Raw genomic sequence first — 19503 nt, forward strand, 5'->3', positions numbered from 1 at the left:
CTACATGCTGAGACCGCCGCGTTTGCGGGATGCGTGGACCAGCGCCAGTGCTCCCGCCGCGAGGGCGACAAGCAGTCCGCCGGACAGTCGCCAGTCGAACATCGTCACGTCACTGCCGGTGTTTGGCAGCAGCACGGCCGAGTACCGGTTCGTGATCACGGGGATGATCTTGCTGTCGCCGCCGTATTCGCCGTCGACCTCCACTCTGGTGGTCAGCTTGCCGGCACCGTTGTCCGTGACCGTCACCTGATACGTGTGAGATTGTTCGTCGTAGGTGGCGCCGGCCAGATGTTTCGGATCGTTCTCGGCCGGTATGTTCTCCTTCACCGAGTAGGTGAACGTCTTCGACTTGGCATAGGTGCCGTCGGCGTTTCTGAGGTCATCCATGCCGAAGACGATGGTGTCGAACGTCACGAAGCTGTTGCCGGTCGTGCTCGCGGGCACGGTCTTGGTCTGCAGCGGCTTCGCCGATCCGTCAGCGGCATTCACATTGCCCTCGTAGAGCGTGAAATCGAACGCGTCCTCGGGAATCTCGTGGGCGGTGCCGTCGATATTCTCGAAGATCTTGCGCGTGTAGAACGTCACCGAACCGGCCGCGTCGTATGTGTTGGTGAACTGCGTGGTATCGCTGCCGGTATCCATATCGGTGACCGTCGCCTTGAGTTCGCCGGTCTGCTTGTCGAGCGTGACCGTCACCTTCACGTAGTTCCAAGTGTCCTTGTAGGTGACTCCGTCCTTGACATTGTTCACCGCCCCGTCTGGCACGTCCTCGATCAGCGAGTAGTAGGTCGAGCCGACTTGGTAGAAGGTGAGCTCGTCGAAGGAGACGTCGCCGTCCGCGTCGTTCGTCTTGGTCTGGAACGCCTCGGCTGTGAAGGATTGGCCCTTGGGATCGCCGAACTGGAATCCGTGGTACAGCTTGAACGAGAACTGGCCGGCTTTGAGCGTGCCTCCCCTCAGGGTCTTACGCGCCTTGAGCCGCACCTTGACCGGCTGAGGCGTGTACGTGTTCGAGAACCTCGGCATGGCCACATCGGTGCCATCGGCGTCCGTCACCACGTTGCCGTCCGCATCCTTGACGACCTGCGTGACGGCCAGCAGTCCTCCCGTATCACGACCGACCGTGATTTCGAACGTGTACACGGCCTTGTCATAGGACATGCCATGCTCGTCGCCTGCGATCTCGGAAACACGATAGGCGTACGTTTTGGCTGAGCCGTTCGCACCGAGGTCCTTGTCGGTGAATCGTATGTCCTTGAAGGACGCTTCACCGTTCGCCGTGTTCTTGGTGGTGAGTTCGTCCACGTCGGCGATGCTGCCATCGTCGCCGATCACGTGCAGCGGGGCGCCGTCGATTGGGACGAGCTTGAACGTGAACTTTCCGGCGGTCAACGGGTTGCCGCCGCTGTTGTCGACGTATTGCTTCCTGACCTTCGGGGACCAGTTATGCAACAGCGCGTCGTACACGTTGGTGATCTGCGCGACTGGTTCGTTATTGTCCGTCGCCTTGATCTTGACCGTGCGCATGGTGGTCACCGCGACCCGCTTCGCGGACGACGCCGTCTTCTTTGAGGCCGTCTTCGACGACGCCTTCCGCGTTTCGACGTCGGCGCCCTTCTCGACCCGTTCCAGTTTCACGGAAGAAGACAGAGTGCCCTTGCCGTCATCGGTCACGGTGACGGTGGCCCGGTACAGGTCGGTGGAGTAGCTCACGCCCGGCAACGGATTCTCCGGCTGTATCTCGTCGATGTTGTATAGGTACGTGCCGGGTTTGGCGAAGGTCATCTCGCCGAAGGAGAACGCGTTGCCATTGGTGGCCTCGCGCGTAAGCACGCCATCCGAGGCTCCGTCCGGCATCGGCATCGAACCTTTCGCAACGGCCGAACCGTCGACCAGCGTGCCGGAGATGGCCTGCATGCGGAACGTGAACGAGTCGCCGTCCTGCCAGTCACGGCCGGAGAGCGTCTTTTGCGCATACAGCTGTGCCGTGGCGGGCGAAGGCGTGTACACGTTGTTGAACGCGGCCTCTTCGGAATCGGGATCGTCGTCCGTGCTCACGTCACCGTCGCTCACACGATAGCCGACGCCAAGCGTGCCGTTACCCATGTCCCTGACCGTGACGATGACCTTGCGGGTGGTGGCGTCGTAGACGATGCCGTCCTTCGAGTAGCCCTGCGTGACAGGCTGGTCGCTGCCGTCGAGCTCAGCGACCGTGTAGGTGAGCGTCCAGTTCTTCGCCGTGGCGTCGTACGTGGCGTATCCGTCGGCCACTGCCTGCTTCAGAGACTCCGGCGTATAGATGATATCGTCGAAGACGATGTGGCCGGATGCCTCGCCGCCGTCTGGCACGATGTTCGACTTGGTCTGGATCGGCGTTTTGTTCTCCGCACCTTCGCCCTGATACAGGCCGAAGGTGAACATTCCCGCCTTGAGTGTCGGCGCGATGGCGCCGCTTGCGGCGGTGAGCTTCTTGTGCAGCAGGAAGAACACACGGCCGCTCGCACCGTACGTGTTGGTGAAGGCGGTCTTGTCGCTCACGTTCCGGTCCGATTCGGTTGTCGCGTCGGTGTTGTCGTAGGCGATATCGGTCACGAGCCCACCGGTACCGTTGTCCTTGACGGTGACGGTCGCGTAGGACACGTGCGTATCCTTGGTCGTGCCGGCCTTCACGTCACCGGTTTCGGAGATGCGGAACTTGAAGACTCCCGGCTTGGTGAAGTGGATGCCGTCGAACGTGAAGCCTGATGCCACGCCGTCCTGCGCGCCGGTCACGGTGGCCGTCATCGTTTCGGATGCCTTGTCGTCGCCGAAGACGATGGAGTCGTCCGCGAGACCGTCGCGTGCCGCCTTGGCTTCGGCGGTGTCGTCGGCCGCGGCGGCCAGTTGGAACGTGAACCGCTCGTTCGCATCCATATCACGCCCGGTCAGGGTCTTCTGTCCGGCGACGCTTGCGGTGGCGGGCGTCAGATCATACGTGTTGGAGAATACCGGGCGACCTTGGTCAAGCTTCGATGCATCAATCGGATTGCCTTGCGCGTCGAGGGTGGTCGTCTTGGAGACGAGTGTCGCCTGCCCATCGATGACCTCGTTGCTCAGTTCCACCTTGATCGTGTAGACGGTCAGGTCGTAGGTCATACCGTTGAGCGTGGCGGTTTTGCCGTCGTCACTCGTCACGGCACCGGCCGGCGCGTTCTCCTTGAGGGTGTACGTGTAGGTTTTGTCGCCGTCATCGAAGGTCGTGTACTTGATCGAGGGGAACGACACGGCGCCGTCCGAGGTGACGGTTGCGGTGACTGACCCTCCGGGCCTCACACCGTTGGGCATGGGCGCTTTGTCGTTGCCGGTCAGAGTGAACGAGAACATGCCGTCGGTCAACGGCTTGGAGCCGGTCTTATCGGTATAGTTCTTGATGGCGAGCAGGCTGAGGTTGATGCTTTCCGCGTCGAAGGCGTTCTGGAACCATGCCTTGTTGTAAGCGATGGGCTTGTCAGGATTCTTGTAGTCAGAACCGTCGTCGTTGGACACCTTGGTCATCACGACGCCCTTGTCCGGGTCGATGGACAACTTGCCTGCACCGTCATCGGAGACGGTCACCGCCACATGGTAGAGCGCGTTGGAGTAGTCGATGCCGGGAATCCTCTCGGCGTCCGGCGGCGTGTGCTCGTAGATGTTGTAGTGGTAGACGCCGGCCTTGGTATAGGTGATGTCAGGGAAGGCATGCACTTCGCCGTCGGTCACCGTAAGGCTCGTATACCCTTGCCTTTCGTCGGCTTCGGTGGCCAATGGCGCATCCGGGGTATCCGAGGAGGGCTCCAGACGGAATTCGAAGGAATACCCGTCCTTCCATGTGCCCCACAGATCCTTCTGCACCTTGATGTTGTTGCTCGCCTTCGCCGACGTCGGCGTATACGTGTTTTTGAACGTCTGCGTGCCGCGCACATCGTCCAGGCCTGTGATCTTCGACGTGGCGACAAGATCGCCGACGGCGTTCTTCGTGACCGTGAACACGACCTTCGCGGTGCGGGTGTCGAGCGTCAGACCATTGCCGCCATTGCCGGTCTCCTTGACCGTATAGGCGTAGGTGCCCGTCTTGGAGAATGTGAAATCGCCGAACGAGAACGCGGTGCTGCTGCCGTCCGCGCCGGTTCCGGTCTTCCTGACGGTGGCGGTTGTGGACTCCGGCATCGCGGCCTTGACCTCGTCCTCGGTCACGTCCTTGCTATCTTCCTCATCAGGAGACAGCTGGAAAGTGAACTGATCGTCGTCGTCCCATGCACGCCCCGACAGCTGTTTGCCGAGCGTGACGGAGGCCGTCGCCGGATTGGGAATGCGCGCGTCGGTCGCTGTGAAGGATGTGTTGGACGAGACGGCGAGCCCGAAGCCTTTGGCGCGTGCGAGCGCCGTATCGGCGTCGCTGGCATTGCCGCTCGGAATCATGAAATAGTGCGGGGCCGAATCGAGTTCGTAGCCGTTCGGCGCCTTCGTCTCCGTGAAATAGTAGAGCGTGTTATTGGCCAGTGGATTATCCGCACTGCCGAAGGTCAGCATGCCATTGGCATTCGTGGTTTTTGCCTGGACCTTGTTCGAGGCATTCTTTACCTGTTCGAAGGTCACCTTGGTTCCGCTGAGCTTGTCCATATCGACCTGATACAGCGCGAACTCGGCGCCTTGCAAATACCGGCTCAGGTCGTCTGCATCCACCTTGGTGACGGTGACCGTGCCGCTCGCGCCTTCGGTGCCGGCGCTCGCGTTGGTGATCGTCCATTTCTTCTCGTTGGTGGAGCTGCCGCCGGCCACGCCCTTGAGCGATGCCGTATTGCTGAGCGTCACCTTGTCACCGGGTTTGCCGGTCGGCTTGACGTCGTACACCACTTTGAGTGCTGTGGAATCCGGCAACGTGATGGTCAGTTTCTGCGTGGGATTGCCATCCTTGTCGGTCACATCCTCCAGAGTGACCGGCACAACGACGGTCTCACCGGTGCCCACGTTCGTGATCTTGAGCGAGCTGGGCATGAACGTGCCCTTGGCATCCATCACATCGGACAGGGTGATGGTGTCCGAGTCTTTGATCAGATCCGCGCTTTCTGGGTTCACCGAGATCGTGTAGCGCACATGGTTCAGATCCTTGATCTGCTGGGCCGCCTTGTCGATCACCGTGTTCTTGCCCTTGACCGTGGACGAGTCAGTGCCAAGATGTGTGGAACCGGATTGCGCGTCGACGCTGTTGGTGAAGTTGACGCCTTCACCGGTGCCTTTGGCGGCGGTCGAATAGGTGAGGACGGCGTATGCCTTGTCGGAGCCGTCTGCGTTCTGTACGACGGCCTTCGTGGGAATGGTGAAGGTGATCCGGCCGTCCGATTCCGACTTCACGGCGTCAAGGCTCTGGTTCTGCAACGCTCCCGGCCACCAGCCGGCCTGCACCGTGTACTTGCCGTCGTAGCCCGCACCGGCAGGAATGTAGCGCATGCCTTGGGGCAGTGTATCGGTCACGACGATCGGCTGGCCTTTGAGATCCACCTTGCCGGCACCGTTGTACGGGTCGTTGTCCTCATTCACCGTGACCTTCCACGTGGCGATCCACGCGCCCTTGGTCTTTTCCGACGAATCGACCTTCGACCAATCGAAGTCCTTGTCCCACTTCATCGAGCCGGTCTTGGACACGAGGTTGTCATCGTCGATTGTGTAGTCGGCCTCGGCGGACTTGGTCACGCCGTTGAACTTCACGCTCGCCTTGTTGTCGTACGTGCCGGGCGTCCTATCACAGACCGTCGTGTACGTGACCTTGATGTCCTGTTGGCCGATCGCACTCCCGACCTTGTCACCTTTGAAGGTGATGGTCATCGTGTCGTTGGCGCTGTTGAACTTGAGCGTGTAGTCGGTGTCCTTGACGAGCTTGGTTCCGTCGGCGAGCGCAAGTATCGGCTCGCCGTAGAACGTGAACGTGGCCTTGGTGCCGCTCGGCTCGGAGAGCTTATCGGTGAACGTGATCTTCTTCGGATCGGTGAAGCCGCTCATCTTCGACGTCGCGATGACCGATGACCATGTCGCCAGGCCGTTCGACGCGGCGGTGTTGGAATCGAGCGTCTTGGTGATGTAGGTGTTCGTGTCCTGAGGCGTGTATGTGCCGTCGTCACTGCCGTCGGGCTTCGTTGGATCGTTGCCGGGAGGTGTGATGGTGGCGCCATTGCTCACCGTCCCCTGCGAGGACGGATCGTCGAGCGCGGTGTAGTAGACGATGTGATACTGCTCATGACCGGCGTCATTGGGGAACGTGTAGGTGAAGCTCTTGGCGGTGCCGTCAAGAGTGCCGGAGGCGACCGGATTGCTCCAATCGTTGCCCTTGTATACCTGATATGTACCGGTGTAGTGGTGGCCGTCCTTGAGCGTATCGGTGAACGTATACCCGCCCATGTCGGCTTTGTAGTTGCCGTTGTTGAGGTTCACGATCCACTTGATGCCCCTGTCGCCGTCAAGCGAGCCGTTGCTCTTGTCGATCATCTGGTAGTTCAGGTACGGCGTGGTCTCGGCTTTGCCGGGCGTCTCGGAGCCGGTCCAGCTCCATTCGGCGGTGTTCTTCGAGTCGTTCTGGGAGAGCTTGCCTTCGGCGAGGAGTTTCTTTGCCTCGTCAGTAAGCGTAGCGGTGTAGGTGAGCTTATAGCCGTTCTTGGCGTTGGCCTTGAGATCGCCGAGATTGACTGTGGCGTTCTGGCCATTGATGGTGACGTTATCGAGGCTTTTGCCATCCAGCTTGAAGCTGCCCTTCACGAAGTTGAAATTCGTGCCCAACGTGTCGGTGACGACCATGTTCTTGACATCGAACTTGGGTTTCACGTTGACGGTGAACGTCACAGTGCCGTCGGCATTGATCGTGTAGGTCTTGGAGCCCTCGATCTTGGACTTGTCGATGTTGACGGTGATGTCCTCGCCCTTGGTGCCGAAATCGATGACCACCTTGTCACCGCTGTTGCTGCCATCATCGTTCAGGGTGAAGTCGAAGTTCACGAACGACTCGACATCCGTGGGATTGGCCTTCAGCCAGTCCTCGTTCCACTTGCCGTAGACGACACCGTTCGTGATCCACCAGCCGCCGGCTAAATTACCGCGTGCGTCGTACAGGTTCTTGGGGTTCTTCTCCGATCCCACGTCCTTGACGGTGATGTTCTTCGGGAACGTGTAGTAGCGGATGTTGTCGCCGATCGTCGGTTTCTCGCTCTCGTCCCAATCCCAGACGATATGGCCGTATATTGTGTCGCCGACCTGCACCTTGTCGGTATTTTCCAACGGTTGTTGATGGTTCGCGTCCTTGAACAGGTTCACCCGAATCTCGGACTTCGAATTGCCGGTGACCTCCTGTCCACCCTGACTGACGTCGTTCGAATTGGAGGAATTGGACGTGGAGGGTATGCCGGCATCCGCGGACTCGAGAGGATCGGGGGATTGGACGGTCTCGGACGATGCGGCATCGTCCGTCGTCTCGCCGAACGCTTCGGGAACGATATTGACGCCGGTGGCCAGCATCACCACCACTGTCAGGAACACGACTATCAACCGGCACATAGGTTTGCGGAGCATGCGCATCCCGTCTCTTCTTCCACAACAAACTACACTCATGGCGGATTCGACAACCTCAGACACGATGCCTGTCATCGCTACATCCACTGGCAGTAAAAGCTACCCCCCCCCCCACGCTCGATTTGTCAAAACGGGGTGCTACACGAGGGTATGCAACACGCGTCTCATACCCAATCCAGAGAACGCGCCACGCCGTGATAAGCCTGCCGGCCGTCACTTGCAAAACCACGACGTCTTCTGCGGACCTGTGCCGTACACGGGTCCGCAGTAATGTGACATTCGCAACGTGACATTCCAAGAGCCGGAGCCATCCCCCGACATCTCTCGCCTTCTTTAAGGTAGATGAAGTTTGCTCTTGTTGATTCGAAGACTTCGCGAAGCGTCTTATCGCGTTCCAGCATTTGGAAGCCCTCACCGGTTCGAGTGGTCATGCTCAAGTTATTAAGTCAATCAATGATATACTGTGAGCTGTTCGATAGGCCTGACCTATCGGTTGCTTTCACCGGCCCGCGTCCTGCATTGGAGGCGGGCCGAGTGCTTTCAGGAACCAGTGTGGATTACGGAGAGAGGACACATCCATTCCGTCGCTCTGCGCATTCTCCTATGGCACGCTTCGACAGCCCACGCGGGGCTCACCTCCGCCGACGCCGATTCCGGCACTGAATCCTACGAACCCAAGAGACTCAGCGATTCCTCACGTTTCCACGCAAAGGTCGTCGCCGACCGATCACCAGCCAGCGACTGCCACGCGACGACCCGTCGTTGAACGACCAGCACCGAATGACGGTAGAGGGAGAGAGCCCTTCCCTAAGTCTCCGGCACTCCCCGAGGCATAGCGCCGCTCTCTCCCCCGATTTCCCACAGCCAACCGATGCTTTGCAATCCGGGGCCGAATCTGATACCGTGTCTCCTACACAGGTCCGCAGCAATGTGAGACTTCCAAGAGCCGGGGGTAATCCCCCGGCATTTTTTATTTTTCAGGGGGCATCATGGCGGACGTCTCGATCTTCGCCGACGAGAGCGGCGAACAGGGATTCCAGTCCAAGTACTACGCGCTGACGCTGGTGTTCCACGATCAATCCGATCCCGTCATCCCCGTGTTCGCCGCATACGAGCAGCTGCTCCGCAATGCCGGCCTGCCGGATATCCCCATGCATGCTTCCCCGCTGTTGAACGGCCATGACGCCTACCAACACCTCGGCATCAGCCAGCGCAAGCGCCTGCCCACCTACTTCCTGTCCATGCTGTTCAAACTGCCGGCACAATACGTGACGCTCATCTACCGAAAGGCCGATTACGCGACCTTGGAACAGCTGGGAACGCGCATCAAACGCGATATCGTCAACATCGTGTTCGACCATCTGGCGCTCTTTCAGAGCTTCGACGCCATCAAGGTGTACTACGACGGCGGCCAGAGCCTCGTCACGCAGGCCATTCACGGCGCGGTGGAGTACGCGCTCTCGAAGAAGGCCATCGTCTACCGCAGGGGATCGCCGACCGACTACCGTCTTGCACAGATAGCGGATCTCATCTGCACCATCGAACTGACAGCCCTCAAGTACGAGAACCACGAACAGACCGCTACCGACGAACGCTTCTTCGGGCCACTGGGAAATTTCAGAAAGAATTTCCTAAAAAAGGTCCGGAAGCATCAGCTGACAGCTCGGTAGAGAGTTCTCCAATCCGTCTCAGTTCATCGCCATCGTGCTGGAGACCAGTTTGTTGGTCTTCGCCATGGCGCGGGTCACCGGCGTGTAGAGCACGAAGCCAATGAGCAAGGCGACCACGAGATAGATGCCCATGCGACCCATCTGCTCCCAGTAGACGTTGCCGTAGAATCCGCCGACGGTCTCCCTCAGCGCGGTGATGCCATGAGAGAACGGCAGGTAGGGGTACAGCTGCCTGAAACCGCTCGGGAGCATCTCCACCGGGAACGTGCCGCCGATGCCGGCGATCTGCGAGACCATGAGCACGGCGCAAATCACCTTGCCGACGGTGCTGAACACGGCCGACAGCGTGTAGACGAGCGTCGAGCTCACCAGCGACGACCACCACAGGCATAGCATGAACAGGAACGGATTCTCCGCCTGCGCGCGCAGATACAGCAGGTCGCCGAGCCCCAGCACGGTGGTTTGCGCCAGCGAGAACGCGACGAAGGTGAGGCCGCGGCCCAGATACAGCTGCCACGGCCTCGGATGGTCCAAGGTCGCGGCGATCTTGTCCGATACGTTCGCCTTGAGGACGATGCCTAGGAACATCGCGCCGACCCAGATGGCCAGCAGCGTGTAGAACGGGGTCATCGCGGAGCCGTTGTTCGCGATCGGGTACACGGCTATGCGCTTCGTCATGACGGGCGTGGTCATCGCCAGAGCGATGGTGTCCGTGGGTTGGGAGAGAAGTTTGCGCACCTCGTCCACGCCGCCGGATGCCATGGCCTCGTCCAGCTTGTCGGCGGTCTCGCCGAGCTTCTTCGATTGCTCGAGCAACGTGTCATGCGCCGTGTTGATATTATCCGTCACCTCACGGATGTCAGTCAGCGCACCGGCCGAACCACTGCCGTCGGTCTGACCGGTCACGTCGGCGAGCGCCGCGGTGGCGTCGTCGACCAATGCCTTGGCATCCGCACCAGTCCGCTTGGCGGAGTCGGTCACGCCGGAGAGCGTGGCGACGACGTTGTCCTGATACGACTTGTTCAGATCGCGGATCGACTGCGCGCTGGCCTGCGCCTGCGCGGCGATGTCCTTGCCGGCGTCGGTGATCGTCTGCCCCTTGGCTTCGGCCTGGTCCGCGGCGTCGTTGATCTTCGTGTCGGTGTCGTTGAGGCGTGTGAGGGTGCGGTCCACATCAGCGATGGCCCGGTCGATCGAGGCCTTGGCCGGTTCGGTGTGCAACGATTCCCTGATGGAGACCAGCGTATTGCGGTATTGGGTCAGGCTCGCGATCATTGGCCTGACGCGGTTCGTGGAGATCTCGCGCAGGGCCACCGCAGTGTTGGCGGCTCCCTCGGCGGGTTTGCTCAGCGTCTCCTCGGCGTTGTCGCCGACGGTATCGAAGGCGTCCGCCGAGGAATCGAGTCCGTTGGTCATGTTCTCGTTGATGCGGTCGATCGACGTGGATGCGTCTCCAAGCTTGCCGGTGAAGCCGTCCATGTCAACGGTGGAGGATTGCAGCGACCGCTTCGTCTGTTCCATCGACTTGTCAGATGCGTCGAGCAGGGATGCCGCGGAATCGGCGAGATCCGCGTAGCTCGAAGCGAGATCGGCAGCGTCGGCGAGATCGCTTGATTGCTGCCGCAGATTGGCACTCAATGCACTGATGGATCGTGTGCTCTGGTCCGTGTCGAGATAGGCGGACACGGAATCAAGCATGCCGGCGGCGGCCTGAGCAACGGCCGAGGTGAGGGTGTCGCTGATCTGCTGACGTACGGTGGAGGCGCCCTGATCGGTGACGGTGGAGCCGATGGGGTTCTTCTTGGGGTTGGAGTAGTAGACGAGCTGAGCCTGCCGTACCTCGGTCTTGTCCGTTTTCCCGGAATCCGCGGTCCTCTCGCTCAGCAGGGAGAACAGGTCCGTGCTGAAGTCCTTGGGAATCACGATTGCCGCGTAGTATTCGCCGGATTCCACGCCGCTTTTGGCCTCATCTTCGCTCACGAACGTCCAGTCGAGGCTGTCGTTCGCCCTGAGAGCATTGGCGACCTGATCGCCCACGTTGACCTTCGCCGGCAGCAGGTCGCCCTGATAGCCCTTGTCCGAGTTGGCGACGGCGACCTTCATGCCGCCGGTGTTGCTGTATGGATCCCAGTTGGCGTAGATGTTGAACCATGCGTAGAACGACGGCATGAGGATCAGGCCGATGGCGATGATGAGCGCGATCACGCTGCTGCGGATGTGCCGCATGTCGGTGTGGAATATGGTCCATACGTTCCTCATCAGTGGACATCCTTTCCGTTGGCATTGGTCCTGTTGGCATTGGCCTCGACGCCGGCGCCCTCATTGATATTGCCCCCGTCGCCGGCGTTCCCCGCGGCATGCCGGGCGACGCTTCCGCCGGCGTTTCCTGCGATGCCGTCGGCTATCACGGCGCGCCCGGCGGCCGCTACGGAGCGAAGCAGGCTTTCGGCGCCCATTGTGCTGTCATGCGCCTGCCTCGGCAGGTGGAGGTGGATGTATTCGAGGATGATCAGCGCGATGTCCACGACGACTACCATCGCCAGCCAGGCCACGAGGAATCCGATGCTCGGCCCGACGACCATCATGACGATGAGGAACACGACGGGGATGATCCAGATAAGATGGAACCCGATGCGCACCAGATGTGGGTACAGCCGCTCGAACTTCCTCGCCCGGCGTCGTACGCCGGCGCCCCAGGTCGGATCGGCGAGCATCTTGCGCACGGTGATCATGATGTTGCGTTCGGAGCTGACGATCTCCAATCGCTGCGCGTTGACCAGATCGGTATCCGCTAGTTCGCGGTTGAATAGATCATTGAGATTGGCGAGCGCCGGGCGGCACAGCATCGCCACGAGCAGGAACGCCACGGCGAACATGGAGGTCTGCCAGATGCGCGTCCAGAAGTCCGTGCCATAGAAGCCCCCGATCGATTCGCGCAGCGCCTCGACGCCATACGTGAACGGCAGCATCGGGTACAGCAGTCGGTAGAAGTGGGGCATCATCTCGATTGGGTACATACCGCCCGCGCCCGGCACCTGCAATATCAGGAAGATCACGCTCAATGCCATGCCGATGTGCCGGAACATCATGACCAGACTGTAGGCGATTGATACGTAGGTCATCGAGCATACGATGGTGCCCAGATAGTACGCCCATGGCACGTTGCACTGGATGCCGATGACGAGGTTGCCTGATGCGATGACGATGCCCTGCAGCACCGCAACAACCATGAGTAGCAGCCACCGTCCGAGGAACGCCTGCTTGGGCGTGAGCGCGTCAATGCCTTCCGAATCGGCATCATTACGTATGAGGGTGAGCGCCACAAACGCGCCCGCCCAGCATGCCAGGTTCGTGAAGAACGGGGCGATGGCGGTGCCGTAGTTCTTCATCGGATAGTACTCGCGGGTCTCCAGACCGACCGGGGATGCGAGGAACGAGGACACCTGATCGGCGTCCACGTGCGCAAGGCCCTTGACGCCTGCCCACGCGTCGCTCGCACGGAGGACGGCGAAATCGGCCTGCGTGCGTTGCACCGATGCACCCACGCGATCGAGGGCCTTGCCCGTCTGCCCCATCACCTTGGACGCCGATTCGAGCGTCGTGTCGAGCTGTGTGAGATCGGCATCGATGCGACCAAGCGATTCGGCGGTCGCACCCACGGTTCCGGACAGTCCGACGAGCTGGGTGGAGACACCTGTGAGGGCGGAGTCAATCCTGCTCGAAGCGTCCGAGGACAGGCTGGAGAGCCCGTCGGCCTTGCCGTTCAATGCGTCTAGGGAATCGGAGAGCTTCTTGCCGCCCGCCTGCATCGCCGAGGGGATGCCATTGTTCAGTTGCCTCATCGCTTCGATCTGTGCGGCGAGGTCGCTCTGATGCTGTTTCGCCTGTGCGAGGGCGTCCGAGTCTGCGAACTGTGGGTCGGATTCCATCGCCTCGATCGCATCCCCTAAGGCATCGTTCGCGGATTCGAGAGTGGACAGCGAGGCGTCGACACGGCCGGAGATGTCCGCAGCATTGCCGTTGACGGTATCCGCCATGCCGTTGATGCGGCCCTTAAGGGAGCCGGCCCCGGACTGTACCTGTCCGATGGTCGTATTCATGGAGTGTTGGAACGCCGACAATCCGGTACGTGCGGAGTCGACGGAGGATGCCGTGTCGTTGACGCTCGTGGAAAGGGCGTCGGCGCGACCGGCGATGCCCGTCATGCTTTGGCGGGACCTCGTGATTGTCGCTCGCGCATCGGTGATGGAGGACTGCGCGTCATCTACTTTGCCGCGGGCCGCCACGATGCTGGATTGGGCTTCGCTCAGCTTGCCGTCCAGCTGGTTCGCTGTCCCGTCGAGCTGGCCGTTCATCTTGCCGGCCTCTTCGGAGAGCGTCTTCGTGACGGTCGCGCTGACAGTGGAGACGAACGATTCGTTGATCTGCTGCTCAAGGGCCGCGGCGCCGGATTGCGTCACACGCGGCGCGAGCGTGTTGACCTTCTCGTTGACATAGTAGGACAGTTCGGGCCGCGTGAACTTCCCCTGCAGCACGCTGGTCAGGTCCGCACTGAAATCCTTCGGGATCACAATGGCCGCATAGTATTCGCCGGATTTCACGCCGTTGACGGCGGCTGTCTCGTCCACGAAGCGCCATCCCAGATCGTGGTTGTCCTTCAAGGCGTCCATGGTCTGGTCGCCCACATTCATTTCGGAGCCGTTCACCATGGTTCCCGCATCGTTGTTGACCACTGCAATCGGCACGTCGCCGGTATTCGCATACGGGTCCATGTTCGCCGCGATGTTGAGCCATGCATACAGTCCCGGCACGAAGCATGACGCCAGAACGATGAACACGGCGAAGGGCACCGCGCAGATCCGCTTCACATCGCGGATGAAGACGCGCAACACGTTATGCATGATATCCGTCCATTCCCTCGTGAATTCACCTACCGGCCGTCACCGCTGCGCCGGATGCGTGGACCACTGACGATTCGGAGAGCGACATGTCGATATTTCTGGTTAGCATGGCCAGCCCGATCGCATGCGTGTTGTTGGCTGCAATCCTGACCACAAGATCAATGGGTTCCCTACGTCCGCGCCGGTACCATTCCTTGAGCGCGCCGACGATCCCGGCCGCCAGATACACGAAGTGGTAGTCCCTCACGGTTTCGGCGGTCTGGGTTCGGCCGTTGTCGGACGCCAGGCTTGTGTGAGACGCAGAAATCGGATCAATGAGCTCGTTGCAGTATGCACCCATCGTGGTGATGAGATCGCTTGAGAGCGCGTCCCCAGACTTGCCAGTCACCAGCAGGGACATGGATTCATTGGCCGTGGCAAACTCGAAGATCTCATGGATGAGGGGTTCGTAGTCGTCATGGAGGATCTCCCCGCGATGGCGGGCGATGATGTCCTTGTACGAGTCGATGAGCTCGCGTTTGAGCTGATCGAACAGGGCGTAGATGTCCGTGTAATGCACATAGAACGTCGCCCGGTTGACGTCCGCGAGACGGGTGAGCTCCATCACCGAAATCTTGTTGAGCGGCTTGGTCTCCAGCAGTTTGACCAATGCATTCTGCAGCATCGCCCGAGTGCGGCGTGACCGCCTGTCCATGGGCTTGGATTGCCCTTCGTCAGATTCGCCGATACCCGTACGAGTGCCCACCTCTGCCATTCCGTACCTCCAATGATTCGATCCGTCACGCCACGCTGGTCGAAATACCAGAATCTTCGTTGTTGTGCATGGTCCGTCGTCTCGGCAATATCATAGCAAACACTCTTCGACAACTGTCGATAAACAATGCAACTGTCAAAAAGTAGACTCACCCATTAGATCAGCAACGTGACGCAGGCGGGAGATCCACAGAACAGACGTCAACCCACTGACGCCGGCTTGCAAATCTTCGCGACACGCCGAAGAGAGCGGCAAATTGAGCGGTCAGGCAGTTGGTCGGTACGACGATTTTCGTTGGAATACCGCCAGTTCTTCGGCATTAAGCTGTGAATCTCGTATCCTCCCGCAGTATGCGGCCGTCGAGGGTTTCAACGAAGTCCAGCCAAGGCTGAGAACCATCCTCCGCACCTTCGTGCAGGGAGATTTGTTGCACACGGCCATCGGTCAGAGTCACATCCACCGAAGTCGCGGAATCGGCGTTCACCCGCAGCACCCGGCGTTCGGTCTCATATGGCTCCAGAACGGTGATGAACCTCGCCGACTCCGACGCCTCAGCCGCCCGCACCGCATAGAACCGGCGGACCTGGTGCTCATCGCCAGGGAACGCATCCACGCCTACGCATGCGCGCAGTCGCACCGGCTCCGAGGCCAAATTCCCCGATGACAGCAGAGCATCCAGATTCCAAACCAAGTCACCCGGCTCGCCATGATCCACCGTGCTGGTGGGAATCGCCTGCGGGAATTCATGCCCCTGGATGGTCACGCGACCATCCGCGTAATCTCTGCCGATACCTTGTCCGGCATCAACATTGACCATCTCGTAGGGCAGATTGGCGAGCGCGATTTCGCTGCCATCCGCCAGCTCCAGCTGTGCACTCCCCCAGAACACCGACTGCGGCGTACGCACCGGCGTTCCCTTTTCATTGGCCACGTCGTGTTGTGTTACCCGCAGAACCAGGCGCCGCACGCCGTCGATCCGTATGTCCGTTTCGTCACGTCCGAGGATCCAGCCGTTGAGGCTGCCGTGTGCCAGCTCACAACCTTTTGATCATAGTCTCATTTCGAGGACTATGAACAGTGGTTTGCCGTTGGTAAAACAGTGGAGTTCCGCGCTTAACAAACCATGGGAGGCCTTCTATCATGGGAGCCATGAGCATTCCAACAGAGTATCCAATGAAGCAGTATCTCGGCGGCATCGTGGAAGCACTGAAGGCCGCTCCCACCAATGGCGCCAATCCGAACGACGTGGAGACCATCCGGTTCTACGGCGAGCTGGGCAACGATGCACCTGACTCGCAGTTGCCGAACGTGCTGGCCGCCATCGCCCGTGTGACCCGTTCCGTCTCCGAAGACGAGGCCGCCAAGGCCGCGTTCTCTAAGGCCGGCGGTTTCGGTTACGTGAAGGACGCACAGCACGCCATCATGGCCACGCTTGACAAGGATTCCGAGGATCTGGTCAAGAAGCGTGGCTGAGAGCCGACCGCTTACGCTATCCGTCCGGCTTTCATAGCGATTCTTCACCCGCGTTGGGGATCTGAATGATCTTCGCGCGGGTTTTTCGTATTTCCATTTCCTGGACCGTGCACGACGACATGACAACACGACGATACAGCGGCCCCTAACCCAAACGGCGGATTCTAACCAAAACGGCTTCGATCACGTACAAAAACGCGATCGAAGCCAGAAAGAGGAAAGAGGAACGAGCTTCTACTTGAGGTCGTCCCACACGCCGGTGGCTTCAAGCTCGGCCACGGTACGCGCCGGGTCATCGGTGAGCACGGTGATATGGCCCATCTTGCGGTTGTGCCGCACCTGGGCCTTGCCGTAGTCGTGCACATTCCACTCCGGATGGTCGGCGATCAGCGCACGGCTGGGCGCCACATGCTGACCGAGCACGTTCACCATCACGGCCGGGCTGAGCAGCTTCGGCTCAGGCAGCGGCCAGCCGGCGATGCCGCGGATGTGCGCGTCGAACTGGTCGATCGAGCACGCCTCGATGGTGTAGTGACCGGAGTTGTGCGGACGAGGCGCAAGCTCGTTGACCACCACTCGGCCGTCCTTGGTGATGAACAGCTCGATGGCCAGGGTGCCGGCGAGTTCAAAGCCCTTGGCCAGACGCAGCGCAAGCTCCTTGGCCTGGCGATGCAGATCCTCGCTGACGTCGGCCGGGGCGACCGTGGTGTGCAGGATGTTGTTGCGGTGATCGTTGCGCACCATCGGGAAGGTCACGTAATCCTTGCCGTTGCCGGAGACGAGGATCGACGCCTCGAACGCGAAGTCCACGAATCCCTCGAGGATGCTGGGTGGGAATCCGCCGCCACGATCGCCGCGGGCACGGATCTTCTCCAGGTCGGTGTCGTTCCTCAGCACATGCTGGCCATGGCCGTCGTAGCCGCCGGAACGGGTCTTGAGCACACACGGATAGTGCAGGTCGTCAATGGCGGCCTCGAGCTCGTCGAAGTCGTTGACCGCACGCCACGGGGCGGTCTCGGTGCCGTGCTCGTTGATGAATGTCTTCTCGTTCACACGATCCTGCGTCACGCGCAGCAGATCGGTGCCCTGCGGGGCGGCCACCAAATGACGCACCTCATCGATGGCGTCGGCGTCCACGTTCTCGAACTCGTAGGTGAGCACGTCGGACTTCTCCGCCAGATCATGAATGGCGGTCTTGTCATCGTATTCGCCAACCACCTGGAAGTCGGCCACCTGCGCGGTCGGGCAATCGGGAGTCGGATCGAGCACGCCAATGCGGAAGCCGCGGTACTTCGCCACGATCGCCATCATGCGACCGAGTTGACCGCCGCCGACGATGCCGATCGTCGCGCCCGGCATCAGCATCTTCACGGCGCCGTTGGTTTCCTCAGACAAGCTGGGCATTCGATTCCTCCACCTTCTTCTTCAGACCGTCGCGGTACTCCTGCAGTTCCTTGGCCAGACGCTCATCGGTGGTCGACAGGATGCTCACGGCCAGCAGGCCGGCGTTCGTGGCACCGGAATTGCCCACGGCCGTGGTGGCCACGGGGATGCCACCGGGCATCTGCACGATCGACAGCAGCGAATCCCAGCCGGACAGGGCATGGGAGCGCACCGGCACACCGATGACGGGAAGCGTGGTCTGTGCGGCGATCATGCCGGGAAGATGCGCGGCGCCGCCGGCACCGGCGATGATCACATGGAAGCCCTTCTCACGCGCGGAGTGGGCGAAGTCGGCCATGAGCTCCGGCGTACGGTGGGCGGAGATCACCTGCTTGTGGTACGGAACACCGAACTGATCCAGCATCTCGCAAGCGTGCTTCATGGTCTCCCAGTCACTGGAAGAACCCATAACCACCGCCACCAATGGTGTGTTTTCGGCCATATCAAACCTCCCGTTCGCGGCCCCGTAAGAACAGATACCACTGTACGCACGACTGGGGAAAACGGGGAGCCCTGCAAACGGCGCGGACGACCGGCCGAATATCCGCCTGTCCGCCCGTCAGTTCTCGGCAAGGACCTCCACACGGACCTTCTTGGAGCGCAGGAACGCGATCGCGTCGCGAATGTTGCGTTCGGGGCCTTCAAACACCGCCACGATGCCGCCGATCGGATACTTGCCCACGATCTGCACGTCGGCGAGCATGATGTTCACATCGATGCCGAACTTGCGCGTGACCAGCGACACCAGCGGCTCGGAAACATCCTCATGCACGTAGCGCAACGAAATGAGCTTCTGCCCAGGACGCAGATCCACCACCGGATCATGGCCGTCGAGCAGGGTCTGCACCTTGCCCAGACTGGACGCGGACTGGGTGAAGATGCGAGTCTGCGCGGCCTGCGGATCGGCGAGCACGGCGTGCGTGACGCCCTCCTCCACCACCAGACCGCGATCAAGCACCACGATGTGGTCGCAGATCTCCTTGACTGCGGAAATCTCATGCGTGGCAAGCAATACGGTGGCGTTCGACTCGTGGGCGAACTGCTGCACGAGCCGCAGAATATCAAGGCTTTCCAGATGATCCTGCGCGGCGGTCGCCTCATCGAGCAGCACGATACGCGGATCCGACGCGAACGCCTTCGCCACCGCGGCGCGTTGCAGTTCACCACCGGACAACTGTGCGGGATACGTATCCTTCTGCGAGCGCAGACTCACCTCGCGCAGCAGTCGGAACGCCTTGGCACGAGCCTTTTCGTCGGGTTCGTGCGCCTCCGGATCCTCGCCGGCGGCGATGGCGACGGATTCGAGGATGGTCCGGTCGGGATCGAAGTCGGGGAACACGCCCACCTTGCTGATCTGCGCCTGCACCGCGGCGAGTCCGCGATCGTCGAGCGCGCCGAGATCCTGTCCCAGCACGCTAATCGTGCCGGAAGTGGGGGTAAGGGTGTGGTCGACGAGTTTGAGCAACGTGGTCTTGCCTGCGCCGCCCAGACCGATGATGCCGTAGATGCCGCCGGCCTCGAAGTTGAGATTCACATCCTTGATCAGCGACTTGGGACCGTCCGCGGTCAGCACCGTCTTGGTCACCGAAGAGAAGACTATCGCGTCGACCATCGGGGGTTCCCCTTCCATTCCGTTCGTTCCGTCCATACCGTCATATCCATACGCTGCGTTTCGCGCGATGCGGCCCAC

At 60.7% G+C, this 19503-nt stretch carries 10 protein-coding genes; 2 read left to right on the top strand and 8 right to left on the bottom strand.

Annotated features, from left to right (window positions below; all coding sequences use genetic code 11):
• Positions 1 to 7572 (bottom strand): Spy0128 family protein, encoded by a 7572-nt coding sequence (locus tag BTIS_RS01440; RefSeq protein WP_143248831.1) that lies wholly within the window; start codon positions 7570 to 7572, stop codon positions 1 to 3.
• Between the two features lie 989 nt (positions 7573 to 8561).
• Between BTIS_RS01440 and BTIS_RS01445 the strand changes: the two genes are divergently transcribed.
• Positions 8562 to 9242 (top strand): DUF3800 domain-containing protein, encoded by a 681-nt coding sequence (locus BTIS_RS01445; protein ID WP_094661968.1) that lies wholly within the window; start codon positions 8562 to 8564, stop codon positions 9240 to 9242.
• 18 nt (positions 9243 to 9260) lie between these two features.
• Here BTIS_RS01445 and BTIS_RS01450 read toward each other — a convergent pair whose 3' ends face one another.
• From BTIS_RS01450 to BTIS_RS01465, 4 genes are all read right to left on the bottom strand, one after another.
• Positions 9261 to 11501, bottom strand: a complete 2241-nt coding sequence (locus BTIS_RS01450; protein ID WP_094661970.1) for a YhgE/Pip domain-containing protein — start codon at positions 11499 to 11501, stop codon at positions 9261 to 9263.
• A complete protein-coding gene (locus BTIS_RS01455; RefSeq protein WP_094661972.1) occupies positions 11501 to 14143 on the bottom strand; it encodes a YhgE/Pip domain-containing protein in 2643 nt (880 codons plus the stop codon). Before BTIS_RS01455 ends, BTIS_RS01450 begins: the two co-directional genes overlap by 1 nt.
• Positions 14144 to 14168: 25 nt before the next feature.
• Positions 14169 to 14897, bottom strand: a complete 729-nt coding sequence (locus BTIS_RS01460) for a TetR/AcrR family transcriptional regulator (RefSeq protein WP_140557779.1) — start codon at positions 14895 to 14897, stop codon at positions 14169 to 14171.
• Between the two features lie 319 nt (positions 14898 to 15216).
• A complete protein-coding gene (locus tag BTIS_RS01465) occupies positions 15217 to 15864 on the bottom strand; it encodes a hypothetical protein (RefSeq protein ID WP_143248832.1) in 648 nt (215 codons plus the stop codon).
• 182 nt (positions 15865 to 16046) lie between these two features.
• On the opposite strand from BTIS_RS01465, the gene BTIS_RS01470 reads away from it, so the two are divergent.
• Positions 16047 to 16370 carry a hypothetical protein gene (locus BTIS_RS01470; RefSeq protein WP_143248833.1) on the top strand — a complete coding sequence of 108 codons (324 nt, stop codon included), beginning with the start codon at positions 16047 to 16049 and terminating at the stop codon, positions 16368 to 16370.
• Positions 16371 to 16604: 234 nt separating this feature from the next.
• On the opposite strand, the gene purK is transcribed toward BTIS_RS01470, so the two are convergent.
• From purK to BTIS_RS01485, 3 genes are all read right to left on the bottom strand, one after another.
• Complete coding sequence (purK, locus tag BTIS_RS01475; RefSeq protein ID WP_094661980.1) at positions 16605 to 17774, bottom strand: 5-(carboxyamino)imidazole ribonucleotide synthase; 1170 nt, start codon at positions 17772 to 17774, stop codon at positions 16605 to 16607.
• Entirely contained in the window at positions 17758 to 18255 is a 498-nt protein-coding gene (purE, locus tag BTIS_RS01480) for a 5-(carboxyamino)imidazole ribonucleotide mutase (RefSeq protein WP_093959957.1), read from the bottom strand. The genes purK and purE overlap by 17 nt, the downstream gene beginning before the upstream one ends.
• Positions 18256 to 18372: 117 nt before the next feature.
• Positions 18373 to 19425 carry an ATP-binding cassette domain-containing protein gene (locus BTIS_RS01485; protein WP_158216807.1) on the bottom strand — a complete coding sequence of 351 codons (1053 nt, stop codon included), beginning with the start codon at positions 19423 to 19425 and terminating at the stop codon, positions 18373 to 18375.
• Between the last annotated feature and the right edge of the window lie 78 nt (positions 19426 to 19503).

Origin of the sequence: Bifidobacterium tissieri (assembly GCF_002259645.1) — a bacterium.
In the GTDB taxonomy this organism is placed as follows: domain Bacteria; phylum Actinomycetota; class Actinomycetes; order Actinomycetales; family Bifidobacteriaceae; genus Galliscardovia; species Galliscardovia tissieri.

What these genes read in the sequence shown, in the direction of transcription:
- BTIS_RS01440 (WP_143248831.1), bottom strand. Translation starts at nt 7,572, where the DNA reads ATGCTCCGCAAACCTATGTGCCGGTTGATAGTCGTGTTCCTGACAGTG.
- BTIS_RS01445 (WP_094661968.1), top strand. Translation starts at nt 8,562, where the DNA reads ATGGCGGACGTCTCGATCTTCGCCGACGAGAGCGGCGAACAGGGATTC.
- BTIS_RS01450 (WP_094661970.1), bottom strand. Translation starts at nt 11,501, where the DNA reads ATGAGGAACGTATGGACCATATTCCACACCGACATGCGGCACATCCGC.
- BTIS_RS01455 (WP_094661972.1), bottom strand. Translation starts at nt 14,143, where the DNA reads ATGCATAACGTGTTGCGCGTCTTCATCCGCGATGTGAAGCGGATCTGC.
- BTIS_RS01460 (WP_140557779.1), bottom strand. Translation starts at nt 14,897, where the DNA reads ATGGCAGAGGTGGGCACTCGTACGGGTATCGGCGAATCTGACGAAGGG.
- BTIS_RS01470 (WP_143248833.1), top strand. Translation starts at nt 16,047, where the DNA reads ATGAGCATTCCAACAGAGTATCCAATGAAGCAGTATCTCGGCGGCATC.
- purK (WP_094661980.1), bottom strand. Translation starts at nt 17,774, where the DNA reads ATGCCCAGCTTGTCTGAGGAAACCAACGGCGCCGTGAAGATGCTGATG.
- purE (WP_093959957.1), bottom strand. Translation starts at nt 18,255, where the DNA reads ATGGCCGAAAACACACCATTGGTGGCGGTGGTTATGGGTTCTTCCAGT.
- BTIS_RS01485 (WP_158216807.1), bottom strand. Translation starts at nt 19,425, where the DNA reads ATGGTCGACGCGATAGTCTTCTCTTCGGTGACCAAGACGGTGCTGACC.